The following is a 26,980-nucleotide window of genomic DNA, read 5'->3' on the forward strand; positions in this document are numbered from 1 at the left end:
TGTGGGCGACGATCGTCGTATTCGTGATCGTCACATTCCCGGTGCTGCCGGGGGCATAGATCTGAATAGTATCGGCGTGATCGCTCCCTTGTCCCGTCGATTCAAGGTACGAATTGCTGATGGTGACATCTCCGTCACCGCCAATGCGCACACCTTCCCTTGAACTAATTCGGACATGGTCGAGGCTGAACGAGCCAAGGCCGACCACGGACGCCGTGGAGCCAGTGTCCGTAATGCTCTTGTACGAAAGCGTCCCGCCATCTCTAAGCGTGACCGAACTCGAACTCGTAACCCCGCTCAACAACGGGTCGTTCCAGCTCAGAGGGATGGCTGCCATCTAGTTTTCTCCTGGTAGTTCGATCCAGTTGGTCCCCAGGGGTGCGCCCAATTTCAAATTCCCCGCGCGAAGGTGCCCCAAGCTGCGACTTATTGGTGCAGCACCGAAGCGTTCGTCTTGGTCCGGAGAGGCTTTTTTGGGACAACATGACGGCCCATCCAAGGTAATTCCCAGCTACCTGGCCAAAGTCTCACCGCACAGATTTAAGGCGGCAGCAATTCCTTATAATTCACTCAGGCATCCGCCCAGTGTGCTCAAAAAGCCACATGATGAAAAATTCGGCGTTCTCAGCACCGCTAACCGTGGATTTCATCGTAAGGAGCGACAATTTCAGCTCAGTTAATTTGATTGCGAGAAAACTGCAGCAGCTTGGCAGTTGTTGCACAGAGTAAATGTCGAAATAAGGAGTTTGATAGGATCCGATACTTGCGGGAATGGCTTGCGGTTCTTCGGATTCACAGCTTCCAAAGCACGAGCCTTCAATTAAAACGGAGAAAAATACTATATCCGGTGTCTCGCCTCATCCAAATCCATCCGCCAATTTGAGAGGTGCCCTCAGCTTTATTTTGCAAAAAAGAGGCGCTCCTGGCCAGAGGAATATCACGTGGGAGACGATCGCTCCCAAATTCAAAAGCATACTCATCGTGCTAGTTTCGTTTTGACTGCCGATATGGAAAAGCAATCGGGATGCTGCCGCCTTGTCATAGGTTCTCAGATCTGTGGGTGTGCCGTCGATCGCGATTGGGATGACGCGCCGATCAGCCGGGCTGTTGCGGCCCGAGCCCTGCCTCCGGACGCCCGGTCTTGCCTTTTGCACCATCGAGCAACCCCGCGAAAGCGACTTGTCCGGCCGACAAGGAGCCTTTGAGCGCATATCGCGCTGCGAACAATAGGCCGACTCCGAAATGGCAGATCCAACGCCATCCCGCAAAGCGCCTAGCATAGAGAATGCCGTTGCGGGCAGACAGATAGATCGAAAGATGCGAACGCTTCTCGGGAGTAACGGCAGATCCGATAGTCGTTCCTCCAATGTGGCGAATGATGGCTTTGCTCGCGAAGCCGATGCGGTGCTTTCCCCGGCGACGTCCCCAATCCAGATCTTCCATATACAGGAAATAGTCTTCAGCCATGAGACCGACGTCTTCGACGAACGCTCGCGTTGCCAGAACACACGCCCCGCTTACCGCATCGATTCTGGCAAGATCCTCGACCGACGGTGCACTGCCAACTGGCGCATTTCTTCCCACGGCGATGACACGGCCCGTCGTAGGAGACCAATGCAGTCCGTAATTGATGACCTTATTGGGGGTGTCGTCGAAGACGAGGCTTCCGCCAACCATACCGAATCCCTCAGCAGACTTGGCTATCAATTCAGCCAGGCCGCGGCTATCCACTTCGGTATCAGGATTCAGCACAAGCACTGCCCCCCAACCAGGGGCGCCGAGTAATGGCTCAAGCCACGCGTTGACGCCGCCTCCGTAACCAAGGTTCTCGGTCGCGAGCCCAACTCGGACGACATTTGCGCGATTCTGAAATCGGCATTTCGCCACTGAGGTCAATCGTTTCTGCGGCTGGTCAAGAGTGTCCGACGCATCGGAAATTCGCTGCAGCGTTCGATCTGATCCCACCAGCGCAGCCAGTAATCTCCCGTAGGCTGCTTCACCCCCATTTTCGCAAATGAGAACTTCAAAGTGATCGTAATCCGAACGAGCGAGCGACTTCAAACAGCGATCGACATCATCGGCATTGCAGTATGAGACGATGATGATGGCGAGTTTGACGCTAGCGTTTGACATAGCCCAGATACCCTCTCGACGCCGATCAGCGATTATCGCCCACGCAAGGCCTGAGCACATTCGAACGCGGCCGCCGGCTGAGCCCGTCCCAGAGAAGAAGTCGCGATCCACTAATGCACATTCAACTCGGCAAAGACGTCGGCGAATAATCAAAATGGCCGCGCTTTTGCTCGACCCCGCCATACGGGGGCAACGCGGTTTGTTCAGGCGCCTTGGCCAGCGAGCTTGAACCGCTCCGTGCCGACATAGGTGATTTTCTGCCCCCTTCGCGGCGCGGAATACGATAAGCATAGTCTTACGAATCGCAATTTCTCGGTCAAGAAAGAACAAGCTGGCCACGATTGTCCACCGCAATTGCGGCCCGCGAGGTAGGCAATGGAGGGTAGTTTCCGATCAGACGGCGCCCGATCAGTCTCATCCGATCCGTCGCCTGCAGCAGCAGAGCTCCGGCACCCGACGTGATCGCTTGTCCAACAAAACTACGGGTACTTCGCGGCGTTCCGGCCGATCAAATCAAACCGTTCTGCCTTACACTCTGCCTGCATCGGGAAGTTCGTCGAACCAAGGGAAGCCCGTTCCCGCATAACGACTTTTGTTATTCAGCGCCACGATGCGTATTTCGGCCGTTAAATATCCGGGCTGGATGGCTTTGCAAAGATTTGGTAGAAAATCCGCTTTGGAGCTTTCATGCGCTACTTGATGACGCTGGCCCTGCTGTCGGCAGGGTTGGCTCTTGTCCAATCCACCGTTAGCCCGACAGAATCTGCGCTGTGGAGGTGCCGTGATTCCTCGGGCGCGGAACTCTCAGGGCACACAGGAGCTGACAGGGCGGAGGAGGCTTGCAGTAATCGCGCCTTGGCCTCCCCCGGGCAGGCGCTCGAGATGCGCCCCAGCAGCTTTGGGATTACCGCAACTATACCTGTGGCGACCGTTTCTTCCCCGACGCCCGCCCCCATGCCTCATCCGGCGCCCAGCTCGGCCGGCGTTCCGTTGAGCTTTAACGATCCCGTCTATGCCAACGTCACGAGCGGCGCTAGTCGCATCACGTTGCCGCCGGGTTCGTCCCGAACCGACTTGTCGATCGTTGAGAACTCGGGGGAGCCGACGATTGTTTGCAAAGGCTCCTGTAGTCTCACGCGAGTTCGCATTCAGTCCCGAGAGGGCGTGCGCTGCGTCAGCGGCAATATCAATCTTACGTGGGTCTATATCACGGCTACCGGGGTCGGCAGTGATCATGCGGACGGGTTGCAGTGCTATTCCCCGGGATCTACAGGCACGGTCACGGTCAAGAACTCGACGTTCAAGATGGCCGGAGCAACGACCGCGGGCTACTTCTCGGCCGACAATTGGCAAGGCTCGCACGTCTTCGAGAACGTATTGTTCGAGGGCGGCAATCACGGACTCCGTATCCCGGCAGACGGAGGCTCCTCGGTGAGCCTGAAGAACGTCTACTTTGTGCGTGGCTCCTTCCGCTACGGAGCGTACCTATTCGACGCGGTCAACGGTCGGCGCATCAACATTGAGCAGTGGGAGAACGTCCGCTGGGCGAGCTGGCGGGGCGATGAGCTCGTCCTTGGAGATCTCATCAAACAGCCATGAGGGTCTGGCGCGCTCGTCAGGGGAGCGAAGTCACCCCCTTCGATAGGCAACCCAAACAGCTTCACAGGCTGGGACGAGTGACCCAACGGGATTGAGTGCCCTCGGCGGAGACGGGAGCGGCCCTGTTGCCGGGGTCAAACATCCACATGCCGCTGCCGAGCAGGAACATGATCAAGACGTAAGGAGCATCCCATAGGTGGACCGTGCAGACCGCGAAAGCCAGTCCGCAAATCGTGATAATCAGACCCTTTCGGCATTGGGCCACCTGGAATGAGAGGTTTCTCAGTCGTCCCAGACCGAAGCAAATCGAAAGAAAGCCGCCGGCCATGAACACGAAGCCGGGGATACCGTAGCGAACGGCAGTGACCAACCAGAAATTATCCATGCTGCCGCCCATCCACGACGGACGTACCCAATCATTCAAGCCAATTCCAAAGATCGGGTGGTGCATCACTGATTGTGTCCCGTAGTGCCAGATGTGCACGCGCATGTAGGAAGTGTCCGAGTTGAACGTCAGATATGAAATAAAGACATCGAAAGGGCTGCGATTGGAGCTCAAGTCCACGACAAAGTAGGCACCAATTGCAATTGCGGCCAATATTCCCCAACGTCGCGCGACGCTCTTCGTGACCTTGTCCCAACCGATCAGCATTGCCTGGACGACAAGCGACAGAATTGCCCCCGAGGAAAGGGAAGTGGCGACCGCCATTGCCACAAGACCCGAGCTTAATCGACCCCCCAGCCGCGCGGTGGCACCAGACACATAAAAGCTCAAGGCGAACGCACTTGAGCAAACGATGCCAAACAGAATGAAGTGTTCAAAGGAGCCCTGAGCTCGTCTAAGTCCGAATCTCGCTTCACTGCCAACGATATCGTAAACGGAAAAGATCTTGCCGAACAATTCAATTAAGATCGGCGAGCCTGCGACATTCTCGTACAGTGCAAATGGCAGAAGGAAAAGGACCATGAACACGAGAGACCTCACCATCCGCTGAAACGCGAAGATATCTCGAATGTATCGTCTTGCGAACAGGAACGTTCCGAATGTCTCAATAACAAATATGCCTGCGGATTGCAGACCCTTGTCGATGCCGTGAGTGCTAACCAAAGCGATCGCGCCCCATATCGCCGCCAACAGCATAAAAATGTCCGGCAGCCGTGTTCGCCCAACCGATCCAGAAAGCCAAGCCATCAAACACGGAATGAAGGTCAGTACCAGCACCAGCCGGTAGGGGGACAAGCGTGTCGGGCCGATGTAGAAAATAACCGGCAGGGCCAGCGAGAAAACGAAGATTGGAATGAGCGCAGAGGTCCTCCGGCTCCGCGTCGACTGCGCCGCCACTTGTCCGCCGGCAGAAGCTCGCGACCTTTCGGCCTGACTAAGCGCCCTTGTTGCAATGCTTTCCACGGTCACCATCCGCTATGTCAATGTCCTCGCCGTCTCGATGCAAAAGTAGCGCGCGATGGTCGGCCGAGACAACGAAAGTCTTGGCCATCATTGCGAATTGACGCTGGAAGCCGAATAGGCACATCGGCACCGGGGAGAGTTAAGGCCACCTTCAGAGCGATGGCCCGATGACGCTACCGATACCGCCAGCGCATCAGTTGGCGATAGAGCCCCAGGTTCGTGCTGATCTTCCAGGCAACGCCGCGCTTCGCATCCGGATCGAGCAAGTGCTGGCGCATGTATTCGGCATCCATGTTGTTCGTCAGACAAAGGCGGGAATAGAGAAAGGATTCGAACCCGCGATGATACCCAAGCTGGATTGTAAAGAGGTGCGCATAGCCGGCCTTCAGAGCTGCGTCCCAAACCCGCCGGGAAAAGCGCCCGTATGGGAAGGCGAAAAGAGTAACCTGTCGGCCAAGGCGGTCCTCCAGCATCGATTTCGAACCCCTAAGCTCGCGATCAAGTTCGGCATCCGAGGCAGTGGTCAAATCGACGTGGGCCATGCCATGTGAGCCAATCGCAACGCCACCCCTGCCAAGTTCCTCAATCATCTCCCAGCTCATGTGTCCCGGCGATCCAACGAAATTTACCGGGATAAAGGACATGAAGCCCGGAATCAGACCGGTCTTCACGTAACGAGCATAGACATGCGTGTAGTCGGAAAGAAATCCATCGTCGAAGGTGAGTAGGACCGCACCGGTGCGGCTGGCTTTCGGATCTGGGCATTGCTCCAGAAATCTCTGAGGCGAGACCAGCCTGTCCCCCCAAAGCGCAAGATGCGCATCGAATGTTTCATGCGTCAGGCACCACGCATTCGAGGGCGAGGCATCCACCAGCTCGTGATAGTTCAGGACAATCATAGAGTTTCTATCAGATCTGAGACACGCCGGCCCCAGGCTTGCCAGTTCAGTCGGGCCTCGAAGGCGCCGCGGCTCGATTGTCGCAGGCGTGCCAGCCGGTCCGGGTTTGCAAAAATCTCGGAGATGACCGTCGCATAGTCCCCCTTCGTCGCATTCGGCGGCAACAAGATGCCTGTCTCCCCGTCGCGGATAGCGCTGGGCACGCCACCAGTCGCTGGCGCAATGCTCGGTACGCCATGTGCCGCCGCCTCGCAAAATACGATACCGTAGCAATCTGCCCGGGTTGGCAACAGAAAGAAATCCGCGTCGCGATAGAGTTGATCCAGTTGGTTGCGCTGTTCACGATCATTCTTGTCGAGGTAAGGGATGATCGTCAGGCCATCCTGGGTGACAGGCCCGGGCGGAGTGCATCCGCAAATCACTAGCTCCGCCTCCACGCCCCTGTCCCTTAGTTCAGCGAGGGCCCCAATCGCGATGTCTGCGCCCTTCTCTTCCCAATTGGCGCCGATGAAGAGGAGCCGGCACGGACCCGACTTGCGGCGTCCAAACACAGAGGCACGATCGGGCGCCTCTTCGAGATTGGCTCCCCAAGGAATGACATGCACCCGCGCAGGGTCGGCGCCGTAATCCCTAACCGCAGATTCGGCGGCCCATTCAGACGGGTAGAGGACCAGATCCGCGCGCGCGATTGTGTCGCGTTCCAGGCGTTCAGCGATCTCCCGTGCGGCGCGTGACAGGTTCCGATAGTTAGGATGATAATTCTCGACAAGCCGAAAGGTCGCGTCGGACGCATACACGAGCGGAACGCCCTTAGGCACACCCCAAGCAAAGGTTGATCCGGCAGGCGCGAAGACGACATCGGGCGAGACGGCGCTGATTTTGCGCGCGGCGTCCGCTGCATATTGTGCAACGACAGGCTCCGCATGGAATGGAGAAAGGCCCCGCGTGCGAAAGGTACGGCAAAGTTTGGAGTACGCCTTGTACAGAGGCAGGATCGGCGCGCTCAGGGGACCGATATGAACCACCTCGTGACCTTTGCTGGCGAGCGATTTCGACATGTGAAATGGAGTGCCTGACCAGAACCTGACCTCGCTCGCATCGCCGATCGTGGCGAACGCAATTCGCCGCGCTACCTGGCTGCCGGAGATGTGGTTCTGATTCATTCTGTTCCTTTACACAAGGCAGTCACCGATACGGGGAGTGGCAAACTTGTGAGTTGCGCGGATCAGCTAGAAATGAGCTGTTCGACTTTCGCCTTCACTGGATGACAAAGCTCTCCTGGTGTCGTGTGCGCGAATGCTCTGGGATGCAAGCTGACTGCGCTCATCCGGCAACCGTCTCGCCGACACGACGATGGATGTTGCCATCGAGATTGCAAGCGGCGCGGGAAGGAAATCACCGACCGCCGACGCGATCCTACCAAGCCTGCTTGTTTCCTGGCGATTCAATGTCCCGATCGTCCGATTCACTTTCATCCCTGCCCTGGTGCACCAGCTCTTCACCGCGCGAGCCGTACTCAAATGCACCCCGGTCGAGGAGTAGCCCTTTCCAAGAAGAACGGGCATGTCGCGGAACGTCTGTCGGATGGTTCGAAGAGAAAGCATGCTCGGTGTTTGAATGATCACACTCGAGCTGTCGCTTAGGCAATCCTTCAACGTGGACAACGCTACTACGGGATCGTGTGCTAGATGCAGGACGTTCAAGCACAGGATACAATCGAATTTTTCTCCGTGCGCAAGTGTCGCCAGCTCGTCGATATCTCCATAGATCATTTCGACGCCACGGGCGGCGGCGCCGCTGGAGACGACGGGGTCCAAGGGCATCGCAACGACGCGCAATCCTCGTTCGATCAGTCTTTTCTCCGTCGCTCCCGATCCGCACCCGATTGACAAGACACTGCGCGCCGCTGGCGGAATTGCGGAAATGACCTCTTCACTGACGGGCTCATAATAGTCCTTCGAGTAAAGCCCACGCGACAGCTTCGTCTCCGTGTTGAACAGCGGAGATGGCGTCTTGCACCGTTCAGCAATCCGGATCAGCGCCTCGGTCTGATCTCTCAGTTCGGCCGCGCTGATGCCGACCCGGCCGACATACTTGTTGGACAGATGATGAACGGTGAAGTCGTCGACGTGAGAAACCGGAACAAACTTCTTCAAACCACATTGCGTGTATGGGTCTGTCGCCGCCGTGCAAAGAAGGTCGTATTTGCCCTCGTATGGATCCACCAGGAAGCCTCCCGACTGGATAGCCGTCCTGAGCTGGGCCTGTGTAAGCACATAGCAGGCCGCATGCTCGTTAGTGAGATGGGCGAGCGTGTAGCGGCCTCTGGAACGGACCGAGGTCGAATCCCAATGGAAATTTTCATGGATGTCGGGGTAGTTCTCTTCGCCATCCGATCCCTTTTCTATTCGCAAGTATCCCGCAATTTCGTCCTGTTGAAGCACCGCAGTGACTTCCAGGAAGGCCCGAAGATTCTTTTCGGTTATCAGGATGTCGTCTTCGGAATAGATGAACAGGTCGTATTTGTTGGCCCGCTCGGCGAACAGCGGCTTGTGCGCAAAAGGCAGTGACCAGGGATTCTTGGCTGGGGTGCCCACGCGACATTCGACGCCCCGACCGGACTTGTCGATATTTGAGAGGACGACGATGTCGATGTCGAATGGCATGGACCGGTATTCGCGAATCAGCCGCGCCAGGTACCGGTCGTTGGAAGTGCCATAACTAGCCAGCGCTACGAGAACTCTCAGCGACGCGTCCCGGCCGTCTTCATGAAGCGCAGTCATGTCGAAAATAATTCCTTCTTCGAAACCGAACCATGATCGATCTCGCGACGCCAGTGATCGCTCTCGCCTGGTGCCGCAGCAAAATAAACCTATCTTAATAATACGTCATATTTAATAATATAATACAGAATGGATTGCCTTACCTCCGAAAAAACAGCATCATAGGATAATTTGATAGCCAATATTAATATTGCGGTGAATTATCTGGCGAGCGCGATTATTATCCCGGACATATGGCTGGTTGGCGTTCTCCCGGTGGATCAAAGGCGAAACGGGCATGAAGGTGCTTCTCTACCCTCATTCGATGGAACTGGGGGGCTCGCAGCTCAACGCTATTCAGTTGGCCGGGTCGATCCGCGATCGGGGGCACGAAGTGATCGTGCTTTCGGAGGCCGGCCCGCTGGTGGAACGAGTAAGAAAAATGGCGCTCGAACACATCGAGCTCCCGGCGCAACGGGGCCGGCCATCTCCGAAAGTGATCCGCATGATCGGCCACCTGGTGCAGCGTCGCCGTATTGACGTGGTACACGGATATGAGTGGCCTCCCATCATCGAGGCCTTCCTCGGCGGAAGGGTGGCCCATCGCACTGCCGTCGTCGGGACTGTGATGTCGATGTCCGTGGCGTCTTTCTTGCCCCGCAATGTGCCGTTGACGGTGGGGACCGAGCTCATCCGTCGGGCAGCGATTGACGCCGGGCACCGGCACGTCGAGCTGCTGGAGCCACCGGTGGATACAAGAGCCGACAATCCGTCCATCGACGGGAGGAGCTTTCGCGCTGATCAAGGTGTCGAGCCGGATGAAGTCCTTCTCGCCATGGTTTGCCGGCTGGTGCCAGACCTCAAACTCGAGGGTCTATTGTCAGCCTGCGATGCAGTTCGTGAGCTGGCGGTGGCGGGCCATCGGGTGCGGCTGATGATCGTTGGTGACGGCCCGGCGCGCGGCGATGTGGGCAGACGTGCCGAAGAGGTCAATGCGACTGCTGGTTACAAAGTCGTGCTGATGGCCGGCGAGATGGCCGATCCACGCCCTGCCTACGCTGCGGCGGACGTGATCATCGGCCAAGGTGGCTCGGCATTGCGAGGAATGGCGTTCGGAAAGCCCCTTGTGGTCATCGGCGAGGAAGGCTTCAGCGAGTTGCTGACGCCCGAAAGTGCACCGGTCTTTCTGCAGCAAGGATGGTATGGTCTCGGATCCGGTTCGTTCGGAACGGGTGCACCGGCGCTGCGCATGGCGCTCGAGCGGCTTGTCAGGTCGCAGGAGCTGCGTTGCGAGTTGGGGCTTCTTGGCCGCCGGCTGGCGGAGCAACGATTTAGCCTGAATCATGCAGCCGAAGTCATCGAGAACCTGTACTCGTCCACAATGCGGAACCCCGAGCTTTTCGAGCGCGTGCTTTCGGACATCGTCCATGTCTCCGCTGGATTGATCGGCAGCAAAATCGGGCGAAAATATCAACGATGGGTTGGCAAGGCATCGACTGAGGACAGTAACGCCCGCGACCTGATAGCCGCAGTCCTTGCGAACGGTAAGCATAGCGAGATGCTGTCTCTCTCAGGTGAACGTGCGAGTACAAAATAGCCCCGCATATGAACGTTCCGCGCCAGTGCATATCAAATGCCGGCGCCCTCACGCCTCGCTCGGAGATGTCAGTGCAGCGAGGAGGAAGCGGAGGGTTCTCAGTACCCCAGCTCGGATCTCAACGCGTTTGCGACACGCACCTGATCCCCCTCGGCCATTTGTGCGTAGATCGGAAGCAAGATCGCGCGATCCTGCGCGAGTTCGGATTGACGCAAATCGTGGCGCTGCTCACCGCTTGCATAGGGCGCCTCGCGGTGCGCACACATGATCCCGCGTCGGGTGGCAATGCCTTGATTAAGAAGGTTCTGCATCAGCGTTCTCTGATCGACCCGGTCCGGCAGGCGCACGCAGTAGCTCTGCCAGTTGGATCGGGCCCACTCCGGTTCGTGCGGCAGGATCAATCCTTCCAAATTGCCCAGGAGTTCGCTGTAGCGGGCCGCGAGTGCGCGCCGACGCGCGATCAAATCAGGAAGCCGTTCGAGCTGTTTTCGCCCAATGGCAGCCTGCATGTCCGTCATCCGATAGTTGAAGCCGACAAACAGGTAGTTTTCGAAGATGACTTGCGGTGAGCCGTGCCGCACCGTGTCGGGCACGTCCATTGCATGCTGACGCCAGAGCCTGAGCTTGCGGTCCTGATCGGGATCGGACGTCGTCAACATGCCGCCCTCGCCTGTCGTGATGACCTTGCGAGGGTGGAAGGAGAAGCAAGCCATCGCTCCGTGCGGCTTCCCGATGAACTCCCAATCGCCATGGATGTTGATCTGGCTACCGATTGCGCAGGCGGCGTCCTCGATCAGGTCAACACCATGGCGATCTGCCAATGCGACAAGTGAGGTCAGATCGCACGGCATGCCCATCTGGTGAACGGCCAGGATCGCACGGGTGCGTTCGGTAATGGCCTCGGCCACGCGCTTCGGATCCAGATTGTAGGTGGCAGGATCGATATCGACAAAGATCGGGGTCGCGCCGCAGTAGCGGATGCTGTTGGCGCTTGCGATGAAGGAGTGGCTTGCGGTGATCACCTCGTCGCCGGGCCCGACGCCCAGGGCAAGCAGTGCGAGGTGCAGCGCAGTGGTGCAATTTGACACCGCAACTGCGTGAGGCGCGCCAACCATTGCGGCGAATTCGCGCTCGAAGGCCGCCACCTGCGGCCCTTGCGATATCCAGCCGGATAGAGCGACCTCGCGCGCGGCATCGGCTTCAGTCTCGTCGAGACACGGTTTTGCGATCGGGATCATGAAGCCAGCGCCTCTTGTCTATGGGGTATCAACGTTTTACCTAGCTCTGGCCTACGACGAAATGTCTCTATTCTCGAAACGAATGCGGCCGGTCTCAATAAATGTCCGAATTGTAGATATGAGCCGTGGCGACGCTAGCGCGCTGAGCCGCTCGGGCTCGTCGGAGATCTGGTGTTGATCCAGCTTATCGACCAACTCATGTTCGGTGAAAGCAACCATGATGCAGCCTTGCTCAGCGAAGCGCTTTGCGGTTGCGAGTTGGTGGTCGTTGCGGTGTTCGCCCAGACTCGCCCGACGAGGCATGACTATGATCCGCTTTCCAAGCTCGAGAGCCGTAATAATAGAGCCCATTCCGGCATGGGAAATCACAAGGCTTGCCGCTTCGACGCGTTTCCGAAATTCGGTCGGATCGATAAACCGCTCTGCGCGGATATGTTTGGAATGGTAGTCTGATGGGCCCGTCTGCGCAAAGACATCCGTTCTTCCGTGCGCGCCGGCCCACTCGTCGATTGTTCGAATCAAACGGTCAAACTGCCCCTGCGTTCCGACTGTCGCGAAAATCATAGCACCGAGCCTGTGTAATGGGGTCCATTAGGTCTCGCCAGGTGAGGCCACTGGGTCAACCAGAGGTCAGCGCAACGACCAATTCTGTCTCCCGACATCGAAAGCCGTTCGACGTTGGCGATGCTGTCGAGCCAGATGGTGCGCGCACCCATCATTCGTCCGAACCGCAGCGCTAGGTATCCCGGAGCCGCACCGGTCGAAACCACGATATCGGGCTTTTCATTCCAAACGATCCAGGCCAACCTGCCCGCAGCCTTCAATAGCGCGATCTTAGTCCAGCGGTTGGCATCATTGACCAGGTAGAATTTATGGCCTGGCACCTGCGCGCGATATGACTCATGGACTGTGACGAACGTGACTTCGCAATTCTCGAAAGCGCGTTTGATACGCAATAGCTGCACCCAATGCCCTCCGCCCGAAGAGACCGCCAGCAATTTTGTGCGAACGCTGCGCGACTGTAGCGTGCTGTTATTCCGCAACCCCTTGCGGTGAAAGACCGTGCTCCGAAACATCGGCTGGCCTCCTAAAACGCTGCGAGACTCGCATGGGCCCCGGCGGGTCGGATTTCGGCTCGTGCCCGCGGATCCCTGCATTTAATTTATTTAGTTTAAATTTCAATATTCAAAATAAAGGCCGCATTATTTAAAATCAAGATATTTCTCTGCAGTAAACGCGCGGCCGATTTCATCAGCTCGATCGAACACCGAGCTTGCGCACTCATTTACGCGTTCATTTAAGTGAATCTGCCGATAGCGCTGTGCGGGAAGTCTCGTCGCGTTGCCAGCGATGAACTCCACTTCGCAAATCTATGGTCGCCCTGCACCGGGCAGCAATGTTGACAGCACAATAAATTAACAATCCGGGCCACAAATGAGGTTTTTTGAACAATGCAATAAGCGTCCGATTATTGCCTTCCCCTTTGTTCACGCGCAGCTCTGGAAAGCGCCGGGCGAGCTCGAATGTTCCCCTATAGGCACGAGTTCTGACTGCGATCAGATGCAGCACAGTACGTGGGGGGAATACCGTGGACCTCGCGTATGGCAGCGTCTCTCGCTCTTCTGGTTTGAACTGAAGGCGAACATAGGTATCGTCAGCAATGACGTGAGGAAACTGTCCAAATCGCCTACGCCCCGCCTCGGATAAGGCGTAGACGCCGGACCCACCAATCCCCTCGCGCGAAGATGGCAGCCGTGACCGAATTCCGTAATATTTACGAACGAGCCAGGAACAGCCTGTCAGATTGATATGGGGTGTGGGTGCCACCGCCAAAACGTCGCCTTGCTCCAGGCGTCTTGCGAGAGCTCGAATAGCATCAACGGTAATAACAATATCGGCATCAGCATAGATCCGCGGAAACACGCCTGAAATTTGATCTCCCAAGTTCAGGGCATCTGTTTTGCTTGCGATATCCGATTCGACAACATGGACGGTTGGACCGAAGCGCCGGGCGACGTTCGCGGTGTCATCTACACACCCGTTACAAACGACGACCACGCCGATTTCGCCCGAAGAGTTGGTGACCCATGGATTCAAGGTCCGTGCAATCACGGAACTCTCGTTATGGGCTGGGACGACGATCGAAATCATGGCTAGCCAGCTCGAAGTGGATTAAATTTGAGTGCGTCTTTGAGGCTGCCATAGCTTCGGTCAACCTCAAGGCACTGCTTCAGCCTCACCATGTGACCTTGCGCGGGTGCGGCGCGGGTAAACGTTGCATTGACAGCGTTGCGAAATCCACCTGCGAACCTCGCGACACCCATCCCGACAGCACCGCCGCACGGGAGGCGTTTGCCTCCTCATCCGCGAGCGGCGACAGTGCTTTCGATATCACGAAGCCACCGTCTCCCTCTGATGGGTTGCCACGAGCGATCCGCGTTCGGCCCGCCACCATTTCACAAGATCGGCAAGTCCCTGTTCGAGCGGCACACTCGAGCGGAAGCCTAACAGGCGCTCGGCCTTCCCTGTTGAGGCCAGACGGCGCGGCACCGGATTGACCGATCGCTCCGGCGCGAATTCCGGCGTCAGACCCCGATGCCCCATCACTGATGCAAGGGTCGTAGCAAGCTGAAGCAGACTGGTCTCGGTCCCGCTCGCGACATTGAATACCTGATCAGTAAGCTTTGCCTTCGCTCCCATAACATTTGCGCGCGCAACATCGCGAACATGGACGAAATCCATGGTCTGCTGACCATCGCCGAAGATGATCGGGGGTAGGCCGGCTTCCAGGCGCTCCATCCAGCGGATCAAGACCTCGGTATAGCGGCCATGGATGTCCATGCGGTCGCCATAGACGTTGAAATAACGGAAGGCGACGTAATCGAGCCCGTGCATTTCATTAAACGTGCGCAACAGCCCTTCGTTGAAGGCCTTGGCCGCCCCATAAAGGGTACGGTTGTCGTAGGAATTCTGGCGCTCCGTCGTCGGGAACTCCTCCGCCATGCCGTACACCGATGCCGAGGACGCAGCGATGACTTTTTCGACATTGTGCTCGACGCACAGTTCCAGGAGATCGAAGGTTGCGTCGACCATGACTTCCATGGCAAGGCGCGGCTCGGCCGCACAGTGGGTGATGCGAAGTGCTGCTTGATGAAAGACGATGTCCGCCGCCTGCACCAGCCCTGCCATGAGCTCACGGTCGCGGATATCACCGTGAACCAGACGCACGGGCCCGCGCGAGACGGCGCGCCGGAGGTTTTCCGGCCGCCCTCGCACCATGTTATCGAGCGCAACGATTTCGGCGCAGCCTTCGTTGCACAGAAGGTCGATGATATGCGAACCGATAAAGCCGGCTCCGCCCGTAACCAGAATGCGCCTACCCTTCAGATCAGCCAAGATGCCCTCCTATTGTTTGGTCTCGGCAAGCAGACGTGCATGACGTTTGCTTCGACCGGGATGCCTTAGGCAGCCTCGACGACTGCCGCCCTCTGTAGCTGAGCCACGACCTCTGCAACCTGATCCGGCTGAAGTTCCGGATAGATCGGCAGCGAGAGGAATTCGTTCGCCAGCCGCTCAGTGACAGGATAGTCGCCCGCGCGGCAGCCAAGGTTCGCGTAGGCTTTCTGCAGATGAACCGGAACGGGATAGTGAATGCCCACGCCAATCCCGCCTTCCTGCAGCACCTTCAGCGTCTCGTCGCGCCGAGGCAGCCTCACCGCATACACATGGTAGACGTGCCGGCTGTGGGTCGGCGCTCGGGGACGTTCGAACGGAAGCTTCTCCAGCAGAGAGTCATATTGCGTAGCCACCGTCCGGCGTCCCTCGGTCCAGGATTCGAGGTGGTTCATCTTGACGTTCAGCACGGCGCCCTGAATGCCATCCATGCGGAAATTGTAGCCGGCGATGACATGATTGTACTTGGATTCCTGGCCCCAATCACGTAGCAGCGAAATTCGCCGTGCGAGGTCCGGACTGTTGGTAACTACTGCCCCGCCCTCCCCGTACGCTCCCAGATTTTTGCCGGGATAAAAGCTGAAGCAGCCGAGATCGCCGATCGATCCGGCGCGCTGGCCCTTGTATTCCGCACCATGAGCCTGTGCCGCGTCCTCGATGACGACAAGGCCGTGGCGGCGAGCAATCTCCATGATCGGATCCATGTCCGCCATCAGTCCGTGCAAGTGCACGGGCAGGATCGCCTTTGTTCGCGGCGTAATCGCGGCCTCTATTAGAGCCGGGTTCATTGTCCAGGAGGCCGGATCAACGTCGACAAAGACCGGTTTGGCACCGCAGTACAGGATCGCTGCTGTCGTAGCGACGAACGTCATCGACACCGTAATCACCTCATCGCCAGGCCCGATGTCGGCCGCGAGCAGCGCAAGATGCAACGCCGAGGTTCCGCTACTGACCGCGCGGCAATGATCAACGTTGCAATAGGCCGCAAAGCGATCCTCAAAGGCGGCAACGTCCGGTCCCAGAACAAATTGAGCGCTGTCGATGACCCGCAAAACCGCGGCATCAACCTGTGGCTTGATTTGGCGATATTGAGCCTTCAGATCCAGAAAAGGTATCAATTGGTTATCCTCGCCGGGCGAGCCCGATCCATTAAATTCATTTAAACCATTATTTTCGACAAATTAAATCATACAAACGGGGCAATGAAAATAGCCGCACAGGGGAATTTAGGTTGAATTTAATCCTTGATTAACGGTCCGCGGATTCCATTGCGACGTGGCGCGGCTCTCGAACCTGCGCGGGTACGCCAGCAACAATGGCCTGTGGTGGAACGTCCCTTGTCACCACGGAGCCGGCACCCACGATGGCCCCGGCGCCGATCGTGATACCGCAAAGAATGGTGGCGTTGGAGCCAATGGATGCCCCGCGGCCGACATGAGTTCGTTCCACCTTCCAGTCTGCTGGTCCCTGCAGCTTGCCGTCCGCAGTGGCGGCCCTCGGATATTTATCGTTGGTGAACATCACGCCATGGCCGATGAAAACCTCGTCCTCGATGGTCACGCCTTCACAGATGAAGCTGTGCGAAGATATTTTGCAGCGCGCGCCGATTTTCGCGCCGATCTGAATTTCCACGAAAGTTCCTATCCTTGTGTCGTCTCCGACCAAGCAGCCGTAGAGATTAACGAGATCCGGATGGAATATTCGGACGTCGCGACCGAGTTGCACGTCCTTCGCGATGGGCATCTGCTATCTCCAAGCTCTTCACAACCTTGCAACAGTCTCATAGACGCCGCAGCCTAAGCCACGGCGCACTCACGACCAATCCACCTGCCGCTCGATGAAGATGATGCAGCAAGGGATGTCCGGTAATCATCAGCCCTGACCACCAGCAGAGGGCAGCGACACCGCCCGCAGCGATCAGGCCCACGAAGGACGGTACGATTCTCGCCTCGATGAGCGCCGCGCAGACCATGACGCCTGAAGCGGTCATAACCGTCACCACGGCGCTCTTGAGCAAAGCACAAGAAAGGTGTTTTGGCTTAATGGTAAGCCGTCGCCCGATGAAATACAAAGCCACCGCAGCCTGGAACGGCAGGGTCAACAATGCTGATGCTGCCACGGCCTGGGCCCCAAAGAAAGCGGCACACAGAACGACGAGAAGCGAGGGCGGCAGGGAGATCAATGACGAAGTTAGCGCATCGCGCACGCTTCCGGTAGCCACCAGTGTAGGATAGGTCAAACAGGCTGCGAACAGGGCCAAATTCGCGACGCAGAGCAAACGAACCAGTGGCACGATTTCCAGCCAGTTCTGACCGAGCAAGATCAGAATGATCGGATGCGCCATGATCGCGATGAAGAGCAGAAAGGGCCATTGTACAACCGAGAGCAGCTCAACCGCGTCAAGATAGGCAACCCGCAAGTTCGATGCATCTTTGCTCCTCGAGACAAGGGCGGGCATGATGATGGGATTCAAAACCTGCACAACGAGCTTGTCGAAAATCTGAGTTATACTCGTGGCACGGCTGTACAAGCCGACAGAGGTAAAGTCGAGAATCTTCGCCAAGAAGAGCTGCGGCGACAGGTTGTACAGCACGTTGATGACGCTTACGCCGCTGGAATACAGGCCGAAGCCCACGACATCGTGGATCTGTGCAACTGAAGGCCTGAACGCGCCGAGATCGCGATGCTGCCTCAGCAACATGATAGTCAAGACCACGTTGCCCGCTACGCCGCCCCAGACCGGGGCCATGAAGCCAAAGCTCAACATTGCTAGTGCGATAGATACCGCGGCCCCAACGGCGCCGGATACGAGATTGCAAATGGCGAGCTTTCCAAACTCCATATCGCGGCGAAACAGACCGGTAATCGTTCCAGAGAACGGTACAAGCAGGAAGCTGAGCGCCGAGACCGCGATCCCTTTCTGCAAACTTTCCTGCTCGAACAATTGTGACAGAACGCCCGAAAGTGCGAGCAGCGCCAGCCCGACAAGTGCCGAAATTCCAAACGTGACCGTAAAAGCAGTCTGCACACTGGCGCGCGACAACTCGCGCTTCTGAATCAGGTAATTGGCACCTCCGAACTCCTGGAAGGACGCGGCAACGACTGCCGTCACAGCATTGACGACCGCATAGATACCGAACTCAGCGGGCGTCAGCAGACGTGCCAGCACGGCAATAGTGACCAAGAACAGCACAAGATTGCCGTACCGTTCGATCGCGGAAAAAGCGATCGAACGGTGCACCGAGCGTTGCGAACCTGGCGCGACGCTTGACGGATCGGGCTGATCGAGGTCGCTCATGTATCAGGCCATCGCTCTAACCGGCCTTACTGGGCTTCGCCTTCCGGTCAGCGGAACGGGACGGCCCTGGTCGGCTATCGAACGTGATGCCGCCTCGAGAATTTCGACCACACGCAGGCCCGACATGCCGCCGGAGATTGGCGGCGATCCTGTACGCACGCAATCGATAAAATGCTCGATCTCGGTCTGCAGTGCCTCCTTCGCAGAGATATGAGGCGCCCACATGTCACCGGCGCGATATCCGATCCGGAATTGATGGGCATTTTCGGACGAACCGCTGAGGGTAATGCCCTTGTCATAGACCTTGATCTTTTCGCTCGGCTCAAGATCGTCATAGACGATCATCTTCTTGCTGCCGCCTACAAAGGTTTGCCGAACCTTGATGGGGGAGAGCCAGTTAACGCTCACATGAGCCACGCATTTGCTATCAAAGAACAGCGTGATATGGGCCATGTTCTCCGGCGTGCCGGTCACATGGCACGACCCCGTCGCCGAGACAGCTACAGGATCCTCATTCAGAATATATTGAATGATCGATAGATCATGGACCGCGAGGTCCCAAATGACATTGACATCACTTTGGAACAGCCCAAGGCTTGAGCGCGTACTGTCGTAATAATAGATGTCGCCCAGTTCGTCCTTTTGCACGAGCTCGCGTATCTTCTGAACTGCCGGCGTGTAGAGAAATGTGTGGTCGACCATCAGCGTCAGCCCACGCCGATCAGCCTCATCGATTAGTCGGCGCACCATTTCCGCGCTTGGTGCCAAGGGCTTCTCCACCAGAACGTGCTTGCCGGCCTTGAGAGCTGAAAGTGCCAGTTCATAGTGTGTTCGCACTGGAGTAGCGATAGCGATCGCATCGATGCTCGGATTCTTGAGCAGGTCCTCGTAGCAACCAGTGGTAGCTACTCCCGGATAGAGGCGCTCGCTCGCTGCGCGCTTCTCCGGATCAAAATCCGCGACGCCGACGAGGCGAGCGGACGGATTGCCGACGAAGTTGCGTACAAGATTCGGCCCCCAGTAGCCGTATCCAACGACGCCTATTCCAACACGACTATCTTGCATGAGCTGTCCTCGATTCCTTCTTCCTGTTTTAACTCCGGCTCGGAGCGCTGCAGCAGGCGCTCATCGAAATGGTTGGTTTGCGACCAGCAACCGCGCTCGCGCAACCAGCACGGCCGGAGACCTCTCGCCGCATAGTTCACCAAGTTCGAACTCGTGACGGCTCACTCGCAGCCCCACCTGCAACCAGTCGAACGCCAACTTTCGAACCCATCTTCATGAAATGACTGCCATGCTATGATTGCTTCAATATTCGCGGATACTTTCGTCCAATCCACGTAGCAATGGATAGAGGAAGTAAGAGATCACGCTCCGTTGCCCGACTTTCATTTCGGCCGTAACGGCCATGCCGGGGATCAGCTGCGTACGGGCGGAGGGCAGCCGAAGTTGCACGTCGGACAAATCGATCAGTACGCGGTAATAGGGAACTGTCGTGCGACGCGCAGCTTCGGCTTTAGGATCTGGCGCAAATGAGTCCTGGCTGATGACGCGGACCGTTCCTGTTCCCGTCCCGTATTTCTGGAACGGGAAAGGCTCGAACTTGATCCGCACCGGCTGGCCGATTGATATCTGCCCGACATCCCTGCCCTCAACGTTGACCTCCGCCTGAAGCGGTACATCCCGCGGGACCAGCACGAAAAGCGTTTCCGCCTCGCGCACGACCGAACCGATCGTACGGCTGGCGATCTCGAGCACGATGGCGTCTGCCGGGGCCCTTAATACGATTAGTTGTCTGCGCAGTTCGACCTTCTTTAGCTCTTCCGATGCGCTGTCTCGCTTGGTCAGCGCCTCGACCAGGTCCTGGTACGCTGTGCGGCGAAAATCCTCGGCGAACACTTTCTGATCGGCTCGTGCTTTGTCGACCCGGTGGGCGTAATCGGCGATATTGCCACGAACACGAGCCAGATTGCTTTCGACGTCGAGGCGGGCATCGCGGGAAAGCAGGAAATTCAGCTTCGATCCGACTTCCTTGTCCATCAACGTGCTGCGCATTGACTCGATCGACCGCATGTTATCAAGCCGCTGCACCAGGACCGCTTCTTCGTTCTGCGCTGTCTTCAAATTGGCCTGAGCGGAAGCGATCTGCGCATCGAAATTCTGCATCTGCGCTTCGCGCGCCGACTTCCTTTGGAGGAACATCTTGTGCTGCAGGACAGAATCGGCATCGCCGAAATCGGCCACGACATAATCGGATCCAGCCAACTCAGCTTTCAGACGAGCAATCGATGCATCGAAAGCAGCAACCCTGTTTCGCAACTGGTCGTGATCCGCCTGCGAGAATGTCGGATCGAGCGTCGCCAGCAGCTCGCCACGGTTTACCCGATCACCAGCCTTGACATGGATCTCGCGGATAACCGAGGTCTCAAGCGGCTGCACCACGAGGTTGGGACGCATGGTGACCAGCTTGCCCTGGGCCGTTACAATCATGTCGACCTGTGACACCGTGGCCCAGGTAACCGCCGCCATAATAAGCGCAAGGATACAATAGAGCGTGAGGCGAGCGAATCGCGGTGGCGATCGTTGCTCTACCTCGATCGCATCGGACTGGAATTCGGCAATCACGCGCGGTTGTCGGGAGGCCCTGAACAGCCTTCCCCGGCGCCGTTCAACCTTTCGGGGCTGCGCCAACTTATCCGCTTTCGCAACGGCTCGCGGTTTCTCCGTCCTCATGCGATTTGCTTCGTCTGCTGGTTCCAGAGATGTCGGTAAATAGTGCACTTCGAAAGCAGATGATCGTGACGATCCACGTCAACGATCTGACCGCGGTCGATCACCAGGATTTCGTTGGCGTCCGCGAGCATCGACAACCGATGGGAAACGATAATAACGGTTCGTCCCTCGGCGATCCGTCGCAAATTGCGGCGGATGATCATCTCGCTCTCGGAATCGAGCGCACTGGTTGCCTCATCGAGAATGAGAATACGGGGGTCGGTGATGAGTGCCCGGGCGATCGCAAGACGTTGCTTCTGCCCGCCCGACAGGTTTGAAGCGTTCTCTTCAATTATCGTATCGAAGCCACGCGGCAAGCGCTCGATGAATTCGTCGGCGCCGGCGAGCTGCGCGGCCCTTACCACTTCGGCAAACGTCGCATCGCGCTTCACACAGGCGATGTTGTCTCGAACCGTGCCTCGAAACAGAAAACTGTCCTGCAGAACTACGCCGAGATTCCGGCGCAGATGCTCGAGTTCGAGCTCCCGGGAATCGTAGCCGTCGATCCGCAGCAAGCCCTGCTGCACCGGATACATTCCAGCAATCAGGCGCGTGAGCGTTGTCTTGCCCGAGCCGCTTCGGCCGACTATTCCGAATACGGAGCCGGGCGCAATCGAGAACGACACGTCATTCAACGCCGGCGCACCTTCGGCGCCGTACCGAAAGGAGACGTTTTCGAACTCGATTTTCCCGGTCAGATCCGGCCGCAGTCCGTCGCGGTTGCCGTCCCTTTCCGGCTTTTGGTTCATCACCTCGCCTAGCATTTTAACGGCCAAGGCGACTTCCTGATATTCGTGAACCATGGTGACCATTTGAACCAGCGGCCCAGAAACCCGCCCCGCCAGCATATTGAAGGCTACCAGTGCGCCGATGGTCAATTCGCCGCTAAAGACGTCGAGCGCACCCAGGCCAATGATCCCAAGCGTCATCATCTTCTCGAGAAATCCGGTGACCGCCTGGGCGGTCGCCGAAATCTTCTCGACTCCGAAACGCATGGACACCGCTTGTGCACAGCGGTCGTCCCAAGTCTTGCCCTGCAATGGCTCCATGGCCAGTGACTTCACGGTGCGCATGCCGTGTACGGTCTCGACCAGCAGCGCCTGCCGCGCACCCTCCGCTTGGTACAAGTCATAAAGTCGTCGGCGGAATGGCCCCATCAACAAGGCAACAACGAGACCGCTGAGAGCGGTGAAGGCCAGAACGACAGAGGTCAGCTTCAAGCTGTAGAGCGCCAGTACCGGGATGAACACCAATAGCGACAACGCGTCGAGAGTTGTCAGGAAGAGCCGCCCTGTCAGGAATTCACGAATTCGCCCCGCCTGCTGCATATGCTTCACGAGAACGCCGGCCGAAATGTGCTCGAAGAAAGTTACAGGCAGGCCGAGCAGATGGCCGAATGTCTTGGTCGCTATGCGGATGTCGACCTTGTTCGTCGCATAGAGCAGCAGGTAGCGCCGCAGGAAACCGAATATCGCATCGAAAGCCAGTGCAGCGGCGGCGCCGGCCGCCAGTACGTAAAGCGTGGTAAAGCTCTCATGCACCAGGACTTTGTCGATAACTAACTGAAAGAAGATGGGGAGCGCGAGACCGAGCGCGTAAAGCAGCACGGCACAAATGGCGACATCGGTGAACAGCCGCCACTGACGCAGCAGGTCGGGGACGAACCAGCGAAGCCCGAATTTCTTCCGGCCGTCCGACAATATGTTTTCGCGTTTTATCAGAATGGCGTCCCCCCGCCATCGCGCGCAAAATTGCTCTTGGCCAACGACGAGCGGCTCATTCTGACGCTCGGCAAGCGGGTCAAAAACAACAACCGCCGCGGTGCCATCAGACATCTCCGCAGCGCGAAGAACGACGACCCAGTTACCGTTCGAGAGACGGAGCATAACCGGGTATGCCTGCCCCATCCGGAAGAGAACGCCCCAATCAAGCTGGGTGGCCTGCGCGCGCAGGCCCGCCTCCTTCGCCATCCGAAGCAAGAGGTCCACCGACGTCGGAGTGCCGTCGACCGCATAGCCATGTCGCAGGCGCTCGGCCGGCAAATCGATGCCGTGGTGGGTGGCCACCCTGGCAAGGCAGTCTAGCGCGGTCTGCGGACACGTGTCCTTCGACGCCACTTCCAACGCGCCAGCACTATCGGTTTCAGCGGAAATTGCTTGAGACATTCGGAGACCGTGGGCTATTCGGAGTAGGTTGGCCCGTAGGTGAACCAGCATGTGACGGGTCGGTGCGCCGAACTGCGCCAGCATCGACCAGGCCCTGAAGCGCCTTCTGCATCACCTCGACCGAGTTCGCGAACGACTCCACCGAGAAGATCAGTCTTTGACGGAATACCCGCTTCGGAGCGTTGCTGGCGTCCCGTTCCGTTGGTGAAAGGCTGAACAGGTCAACACGTACGATCGAGCCGCCCACGGTGATTTCGCTAATCCCGTCCGTAAAGAGTTCCGTGTCCATTGTGGTGACTCCTATGCTGCCAATTCTGGCCTGATGATTGGGTCAGCGCCGTAGCTGATCGAATTGAAGCGTCGGTCGCAAACAGCCTCGAACCGCCGCAGATAGGTGCCTGTGTCCGAGGCTAAATCGTAAAGGAGGATCGGAAAGCATTTTGCATCAGCAGCATGGCAACCCGACGGAATAATAATTACATTAATCTGTATTTAATAGAGCCGTCAATTCGATTCTAAAAATTAAATGAAGTATCCTTTATAGGAAACGCGATCGGGCTGATTCAATGAGCGGCGGCGGAGTGCCATTCTGAATGATGGACCCGTTTACCATCTGCAGCCGCAAGCTAAGGATAGCGACGAGCGACGGTTCCAGAATTAACGTCCTGAGCGCCTATCAAGCTTAATCAAGGAGTTTTGTTGCAGGCGAGTGGGCTCTCGCTAAGTTGCAGCACATGCCAAAGCGCGATAGGCCGCACATGAAGGATGATCTGACGGTTCGTTACGAGGAAATTCTCCGCCTGCGAGAAGAGCTTGAGAGGCTGCTCGCCCGGTCAAAACAACCACATCCCCGGAAAAAATCGAATTCTCGCAACCCCCCTAATCGCTCGCGCGATTGAACCGCCATACTCTCTCCCGAACAACGGCTATCCCGCAACCGTGCCGGGCATGTTGCATGCGGAGCTTAGCTTGTCCCAAGCAGCGCCGGCCATGTTCATGGATGGCACCTCAGATCCGCGATGGATGGTCACGCCGCCCGAAATTCAATCCGCCTCACCTCTTTTGGCCCATGCCTTTGAGCCACAGCGTACTGGAAGCGTCACATTAACTACTATCATTTAATTTGGACAGCAGATTTCTTTCCTGTTATATTTAAATGCCTCAAATCCTCGGCCGGAGGCTTCAACCGGCGTCTGGCCCCACACGATTACTGGTGCGGCCGCCGGGCGGCGAGATCACAGGCGGCGCAGCGAGCACCAAAAAATGCTTCAAACTAATATGTTAAACGTCGAGAAAAGCCGCAGTCCTCAGGCCGGTCCGGCGCCCAGCGACGATGCCGGATCTGGCGGCGTCGCGGAGCTTGTCAATCTCGCGCTGGGCCTATTGCGACGCCAATATCTCGTGATCATCCTTTCCGCGGTATTCGCACTAACATCCTGCATAATCTACCTGCGGATCACCCCACCGATCTATACCGCGCGTGTGCAAGTCCTTCTGGCAAACCCGAGGGCACAGTTCGTTCAGCAGCAGTCGATACTTTCGGAGCCAGCCTTCGACCTCAACCAGATCGAGACCCAGATCCAGGTGCTCAAATCGACCGCGCTAGCAACTTCAGTGATCACGCAGCTCAACCTCGTCAATGACCCTGATTTCAGCGGTTCCGGACCGTCGCTATCCGCGTTATGGCGCGGAACACCAACAGGGAACTCGGCTCCGCCGGATCAATCCAAGGCCGGTGCTCCAGAAAGGCTGTCGGATGCCGTTATCGCGGCGTTCCAGGACCGCCTCTCAGCAAACCGGGTCGGCATGAGCAGCATACTGGAGATCAGCTTCAATTCGAGTAACGCCGAACGGGCCGCGCAAATCGCGAATGCGGTAGCAAAGGCATACCTCACGGAGCAGCTAAACGCGAAATTCGAAGCCAATCGAAGTGCAACGACTTGGCTTCAGGACAGGCTGCGCGATCTTGGCGACCAGGCGCTCAACGCCGAACGGGAAGTTAACCAATATAAGTCTCAGAACAACATCGTTTCCCCGGAAGGAAAGTCGATCGACGAGCAGCAGGTCACAGAGCTCAATAATCGACTAATGGCCACTCGGGCGCTGCTGACCGAAGCATCGGCGAGGTTGAGTCAGTATGAAGCCATCTTGCGCACCAATCCCGCAAATTCGTCTTCGATGGGTACCCTGGACGCAGTTGGCTCCGACGTCACCAGTAATCCGATTATAAATGGCCTCCGGCAACAGTATCTTGAACTGACGAGGCGCGAAAACGAGTATTCGGCCAGATTCGGACCTAGCCATCAGGCCGTTCTCACTCTCCGTAATCGTATGCGTGACCTGCGTTCTTCGATCTTCGACGAAGTCAGGAGGCTTGCCGAAAATACCCGAAATGACGTCGAAGTTGCCAAGCAGCGACAGGCACAAATTGAGAAACAGCTCGCCGAGGCGGTGGTCCAATCCCGCACAACGAATGCGGCTGAACTGACCATAAGGGAACTGGAAAACCGTGCGAAGGGTTTGCGCAGTCTGTCTGACATGTTCCAGCAGCGCTACATCGGCTCCAAGCAACAGGAGAGTTTTCCCATCTCAGAGACGAGGGTGATCCAGCCTGCCTTGCCGCCGCAGAGCAAGAGCAAGCCGAAAAGCAAGGTCGTCATGGCGCTGGGCTTGATTGGCGGCATCGGCTTCGGGGTGATGTTGGGCTTGTTCCGAGAGCTGATGGATCGGGTCTTTCGCACCTCCGCCCAGATCGAAGCCGAACTGGGACTGCCATGCCTCGCGTTGGTGCCGGAACTCGCGGTGCCGCGGTCGCTGATGCGCAGCGCCAAATCGTGTTCGACCGATGGGAATCTGGGTCAGCGAACCATTCCTAGGGATTCGGCTATCCACCGTGCCGTCGTTGACAGGCCGCTATCGAGGTTCGCCGAGGCGATACGTTCGATCAAGCTGGCAATTGACCTCAATGCGACCAAGACCTCAAATCAGGTTATTGGCATTACGTCGGCTCTGCCCAATGAGGGCAAGACAACAATTGCAGCTTCGCTAGCGCAGCTCATTGGGCATGGTGGAAAGAGCGTCATCATCGTCGACTGCGACCTGAGGAATCCCTCGCTGTCCTCCAGTCTAGCCCCAAATGCAGCCGCCGGCATAATCGAGGTCACCAATGGCAGCCGGTCGATAGAAGAGACAGTCTGGCGGGATCCAACAACGAACCTGGCATTCTTGCCGGCCGTTCGGCGGAGTGACCTGCTGCATAGCAGCGAACTCCTTTCAACTGACTCGATGCACAAGCTCTTCGACCGACTACGGGCGAGCTATGACTACGTCATCGTCGATCTTCCGCCCCTGACTCCATTGGTTGATGTTCGCGCCACAACACAGCTCGTCGACCACTTTATCCTGGTTGTCGAATGGGGACAGACGAAGATCGACGTCGTCAAGCATGCCCTACACACCGCGCCTACCATCCATGACAGCCTGATCGGCACTGTCCTCAACAAGACCGACATCAAGGCAATGGCTCGCTACGACAGCTATCTGCGCGACTACTACAGCGAAGACCATTGCGCCCGCTACGGCCTGTCCAACTCCGGCTAAGCAGGGATTTGTTATTCTATCTCGGCGATAATTAGTTGTTCGCGCCGGCCCGCAAC

The 26,980-nt window shown here is 57.4% G+C and carries 20 protein-coding genes and 1 pseudogene; 3 read left to right on the plus strand and 18 right to left on the minus strand.

Annotated elements, in window-relative coordinates; genetic code table 11:
• Together LMTR3_RS16925 and LMTR3_RS16930 are read right to left on the minus strand one after the other, a co-directional pair.
• Positions 1 to 337: pseudogene (locus tag LMTR3_RS16925) on the minus strand (Ig-like domain-containing protein); the annotation flags it as partial.
• A gap of 758 nt (positions 338 to 1,095) precedes the next feature.
• Positions 1,096 to 2,133 (minus strand): glycosyltransferase family protein, encoded by a 1,038-nt coding sequence (locus tag LMTR3_RS16930; RefSeq protein ID WP_065746232.1) that lies wholly within the window; start codon positions 2,131 to 2,133, stop codon positions 1,096 to 1,098.
• A gap of 687 nt (positions 2,134 to 2,820) precedes the next feature.
• Between LMTR3_RS16930 and LMTR3_RS16935 the strand changes: the two genes are divergently transcribed.
• On the plus strand, positions 2,821 to 3,732 hold the full coding sequence (locus tag LMTR3_RS16935; RefSeq protein WP_065746212.1) for a hypothetical protein: 912 nt from the start codon (positions 2,821 to 2,823) through the stop codon (positions 3,730 to 3,732).
• A gap of 61 nt (positions 3,733 to 3,793) precedes the next feature.
• Here LMTR3_RS16935 and LMTR3_RS16940 read toward each other — a convergent pair whose 3' ends face one another.
• The 4 genes from LMTR3_RS16940 to LMTR3_RS16955 all read right to left on the minus strand — a co-directional run bounded on the left by LMTR3_RS16940 (position 3,794) and on the right by LMTR3_RS16955 (position 8,822).
• Positions 3,794 to 5,140 carry an O-antigen ligase family protein gene (locus tag LMTR3_RS16940; protein WP_176721928.1) on the minus strand — a complete coding sequence of 449 codons (1,347 nt, stop codon included), beginning with the start codon at positions 5,138 to 5,140 and terminating at the stop codon, positions 3,794 to 3,796.
• A gap of 173 nt (positions 5,141 to 5,313) precedes the next feature.
• The gene (locus tag LMTR3_RS16945; protein ID WP_065746214.1) at positions 5,314 to 6,039 is read right to left on the minus strand and encodes a polysaccharide deacetylase family protein; all 726 of its coding nucleotides are present in this window, start codon (positions 6,037 to 6,039) and stop codon (positions 5,314 to 5,316) included.
• Entirely contained in the window at positions 6,036 to 7,202 is a 1,167-nt protein-coding gene (locus tag LMTR3_RS16950) for a glycosyltransferase family 4 protein (protein WP_065746215.1), read from the minus strand. The genes LMTR3_RS16945 and LMTR3_RS16950 overlap by 4 nt, the downstream gene beginning before the upstream one ends.
• Positions 7,203 to 7,268: 66 nt before the next feature.
• Positions 7,269 to 8,822 carry a class I SAM-dependent methyltransferase gene (locus LMTR3_RS16955; RefSeq protein ID WP_065746216.1) on the minus strand — a complete coding sequence of 518 codons (1,554 nt, stop codon included), beginning with the start codon at positions 8,820 to 8,822 and terminating at the stop codon, positions 7,269 to 7,271.
• A gap of 277 nt (positions 8,823 to 9,099) precedes the next feature.
• On the opposite strand from LMTR3_RS16955, the gene LMTR3_RS16960 reads away from it, so the two are divergent.
• Positions 9,100 to 10,398 (plus strand): glycosyltransferase family 4 protein, encoded by a 1,299-nt coding sequence (locus tag LMTR3_RS16960; protein WP_065746233.1) that lies wholly within the window; start codon positions 9,100 to 9,102, stop codon positions 10,396 to 10,398.
• A gap of 98 nt (positions 10,399 to 10,496) precedes the next feature.
• Here LMTR3_RS16960 and LMTR3_RS16965 read toward each other — a convergent pair whose 3' ends face one another.
• The 12 genes from LMTR3_RS16965 to LMTR3_RS17020 form a co-directional block, all read right to left on the minus strand.
• Positions 10,497 to 11,636 carry a DegT/DnrJ/EryC1/StrS family aminotransferase gene (locus LMTR3_RS16965; RefSeq protein WP_065746217.1) on the minus strand — a complete coding sequence of 380 codons (1,140 nt, stop codon included), beginning with the start codon at positions 11,634 to 11,636 and terminating at the stop codon, positions 10,497 to 10,499.
• 51 nt (positions 11,637 to 11,687) lie between these two features.
• A complete protein-coding gene (locus LMTR3_RS16970; RefSeq protein WP_065746218.1) occupies positions 11,688 to 12,200 on the minus strand; it encodes a glycosyltransferase in 513 nt (170 codons plus the stop codon).
• A complete protein-coding gene (locus LMTR3_RS16975; RefSeq protein WP_245319922.1) occupies positions 12,197 to 12,712 on the minus strand; it encodes a glycosyltransferase family protein in 516 nt (171 codons plus the stop codon). The genes LMTR3_RS16970 and LMTR3_RS16975 overlap by 4 nt, the downstream gene beginning before the upstream one ends.
• 217 nt (positions 12,713 to 12,929) lie before the next feature.
• Complete coding sequence (locus LMTR3_RS36570) at positions 12,930 to 13,787, minus strand: glycosyltransferase family 2 protein (protein WP_084029677.1); 858 nt, start codon at positions 13,785 to 13,787, stop codon at positions 12,930 to 12,932.
• 240 nt (positions 13,788 to 14,027) lie between these two features.
• A complete protein-coding gene (locus LMTR3_RS16985) occupies positions 14,028 to 15,023 on the minus strand; it encodes an NAD-dependent epimerase/dehydratase family protein (protein WP_065746235.1) in 996 nt (331 codons plus the stop codon).
• 74 nt (positions 15,024 to 15,097) lie between these two features.
• Complete coding sequence (locus LMTR3_RS16990) at positions 15,098 to 16,207, minus strand: DegT/DnrJ/EryC1/StrS family aminotransferase (protein WP_065746220.1); 1,110 nt, start codon at positions 16,205 to 16,207, stop codon at positions 15,098 to 15,100.
• A 130-nt stretch (positions 16,208 to 16,337) separates the two neighbouring features.
• Entirely contained in the window at positions 16,338 to 16,832 is a 495-nt protein-coding gene (locus LMTR3_RS16995) for an acyltransferase (RefSeq protein WP_065746221.1), read from the minus strand.
• Between the two features lie 37 nt (positions 16,833 to 16,869).
• Complete coding sequence (locus LMTR3_RS17000) at positions 16,870 to 18,387, minus strand: oligosaccharide flippase family protein (protein WP_065746222.1); 1,518 nt, start codon at positions 18,385 to 18,387, stop codon at positions 16,870 to 16,872.
• Positions 18,388 to 18,390: 3 nt separating this feature from the next.
• The gene (locus tag LMTR3_RS17005; RefSeq protein WP_065746223.1) at positions 18,391 to 19,452 is read right to left on the minus strand and encodes a Gfo/Idh/MocA family protein; all 1,062 of its coding nucleotides are present in this window, start codon (positions 19,450 to 19,452) and stop codon (positions 18,391 to 18,393) included.
• A gap of 243 nt (positions 19,453 to 19,695) precedes the next feature.
• Positions 19,696 to 21,012 (minus strand): HlyD family type I secretion periplasmic adaptor subunit, encoded by a 1,317-nt coding sequence (locus LMTR3_RS17010; RefSeq protein WP_065746224.1) that lies wholly within the window; start codon positions 21,010 to 21,012, stop codon positions 19,696 to 19,698.
• A 104-nt stretch (positions 21,013 to 21,116) separates the two neighbouring features.
• Entirely contained in the window at positions 21,117 to 23,324 is a 2,208-nt protein-coding gene (locus LMTR3_RS17015; RefSeq protein ID WP_084029679.1) for a peptidase domain-containing ABC transporter, read from the minus strand.
• Positions 23,302 to 23,613 carry a hypothetical protein gene (locus LMTR3_RS17020; protein ID WP_065746225.1) on the minus strand — a complete coding sequence of 104 codons (312 nt, stop codon included), beginning with the start codon at positions 23,611 to 23,613 and terminating at the stop codon, positions 23,302 to 23,304. Before LMTR3_RS17020 ends, LMTR3_RS17015 begins: the two co-directional genes overlap by 23 nt.
• Positions 23,614 to 24,587: 974 nt before the next feature.
• On the opposite strand from LMTR3_RS17020, the gene LMTR3_RS17025 reads away from it, so the two are divergent.
• Positions 24,588 to 26,924: an AAA family ATPase gene (locus tag LMTR3_RS17025; RefSeq protein ID WP_065746226.1), complete on the plus strand. Its 2,337-nt coding sequence runs from the start codon at positions 24,588 to 24,590 to the stop codon at positions 26,922 to 26,924.
• Positions 26,925 to 26,980 lie beyond the last annotated feature (56 nt).

Origin of the sequence: Bradyrhizobium sp. LMTR 3 (assembly GCF_001693485.1) — a bacterium.
Taxonomy (GTDB): Bacteria; Pseudomonadota; Alphaproteobacteria; order Rhizobiales; family Xanthobacteraceae; genus Bradyrhizobium.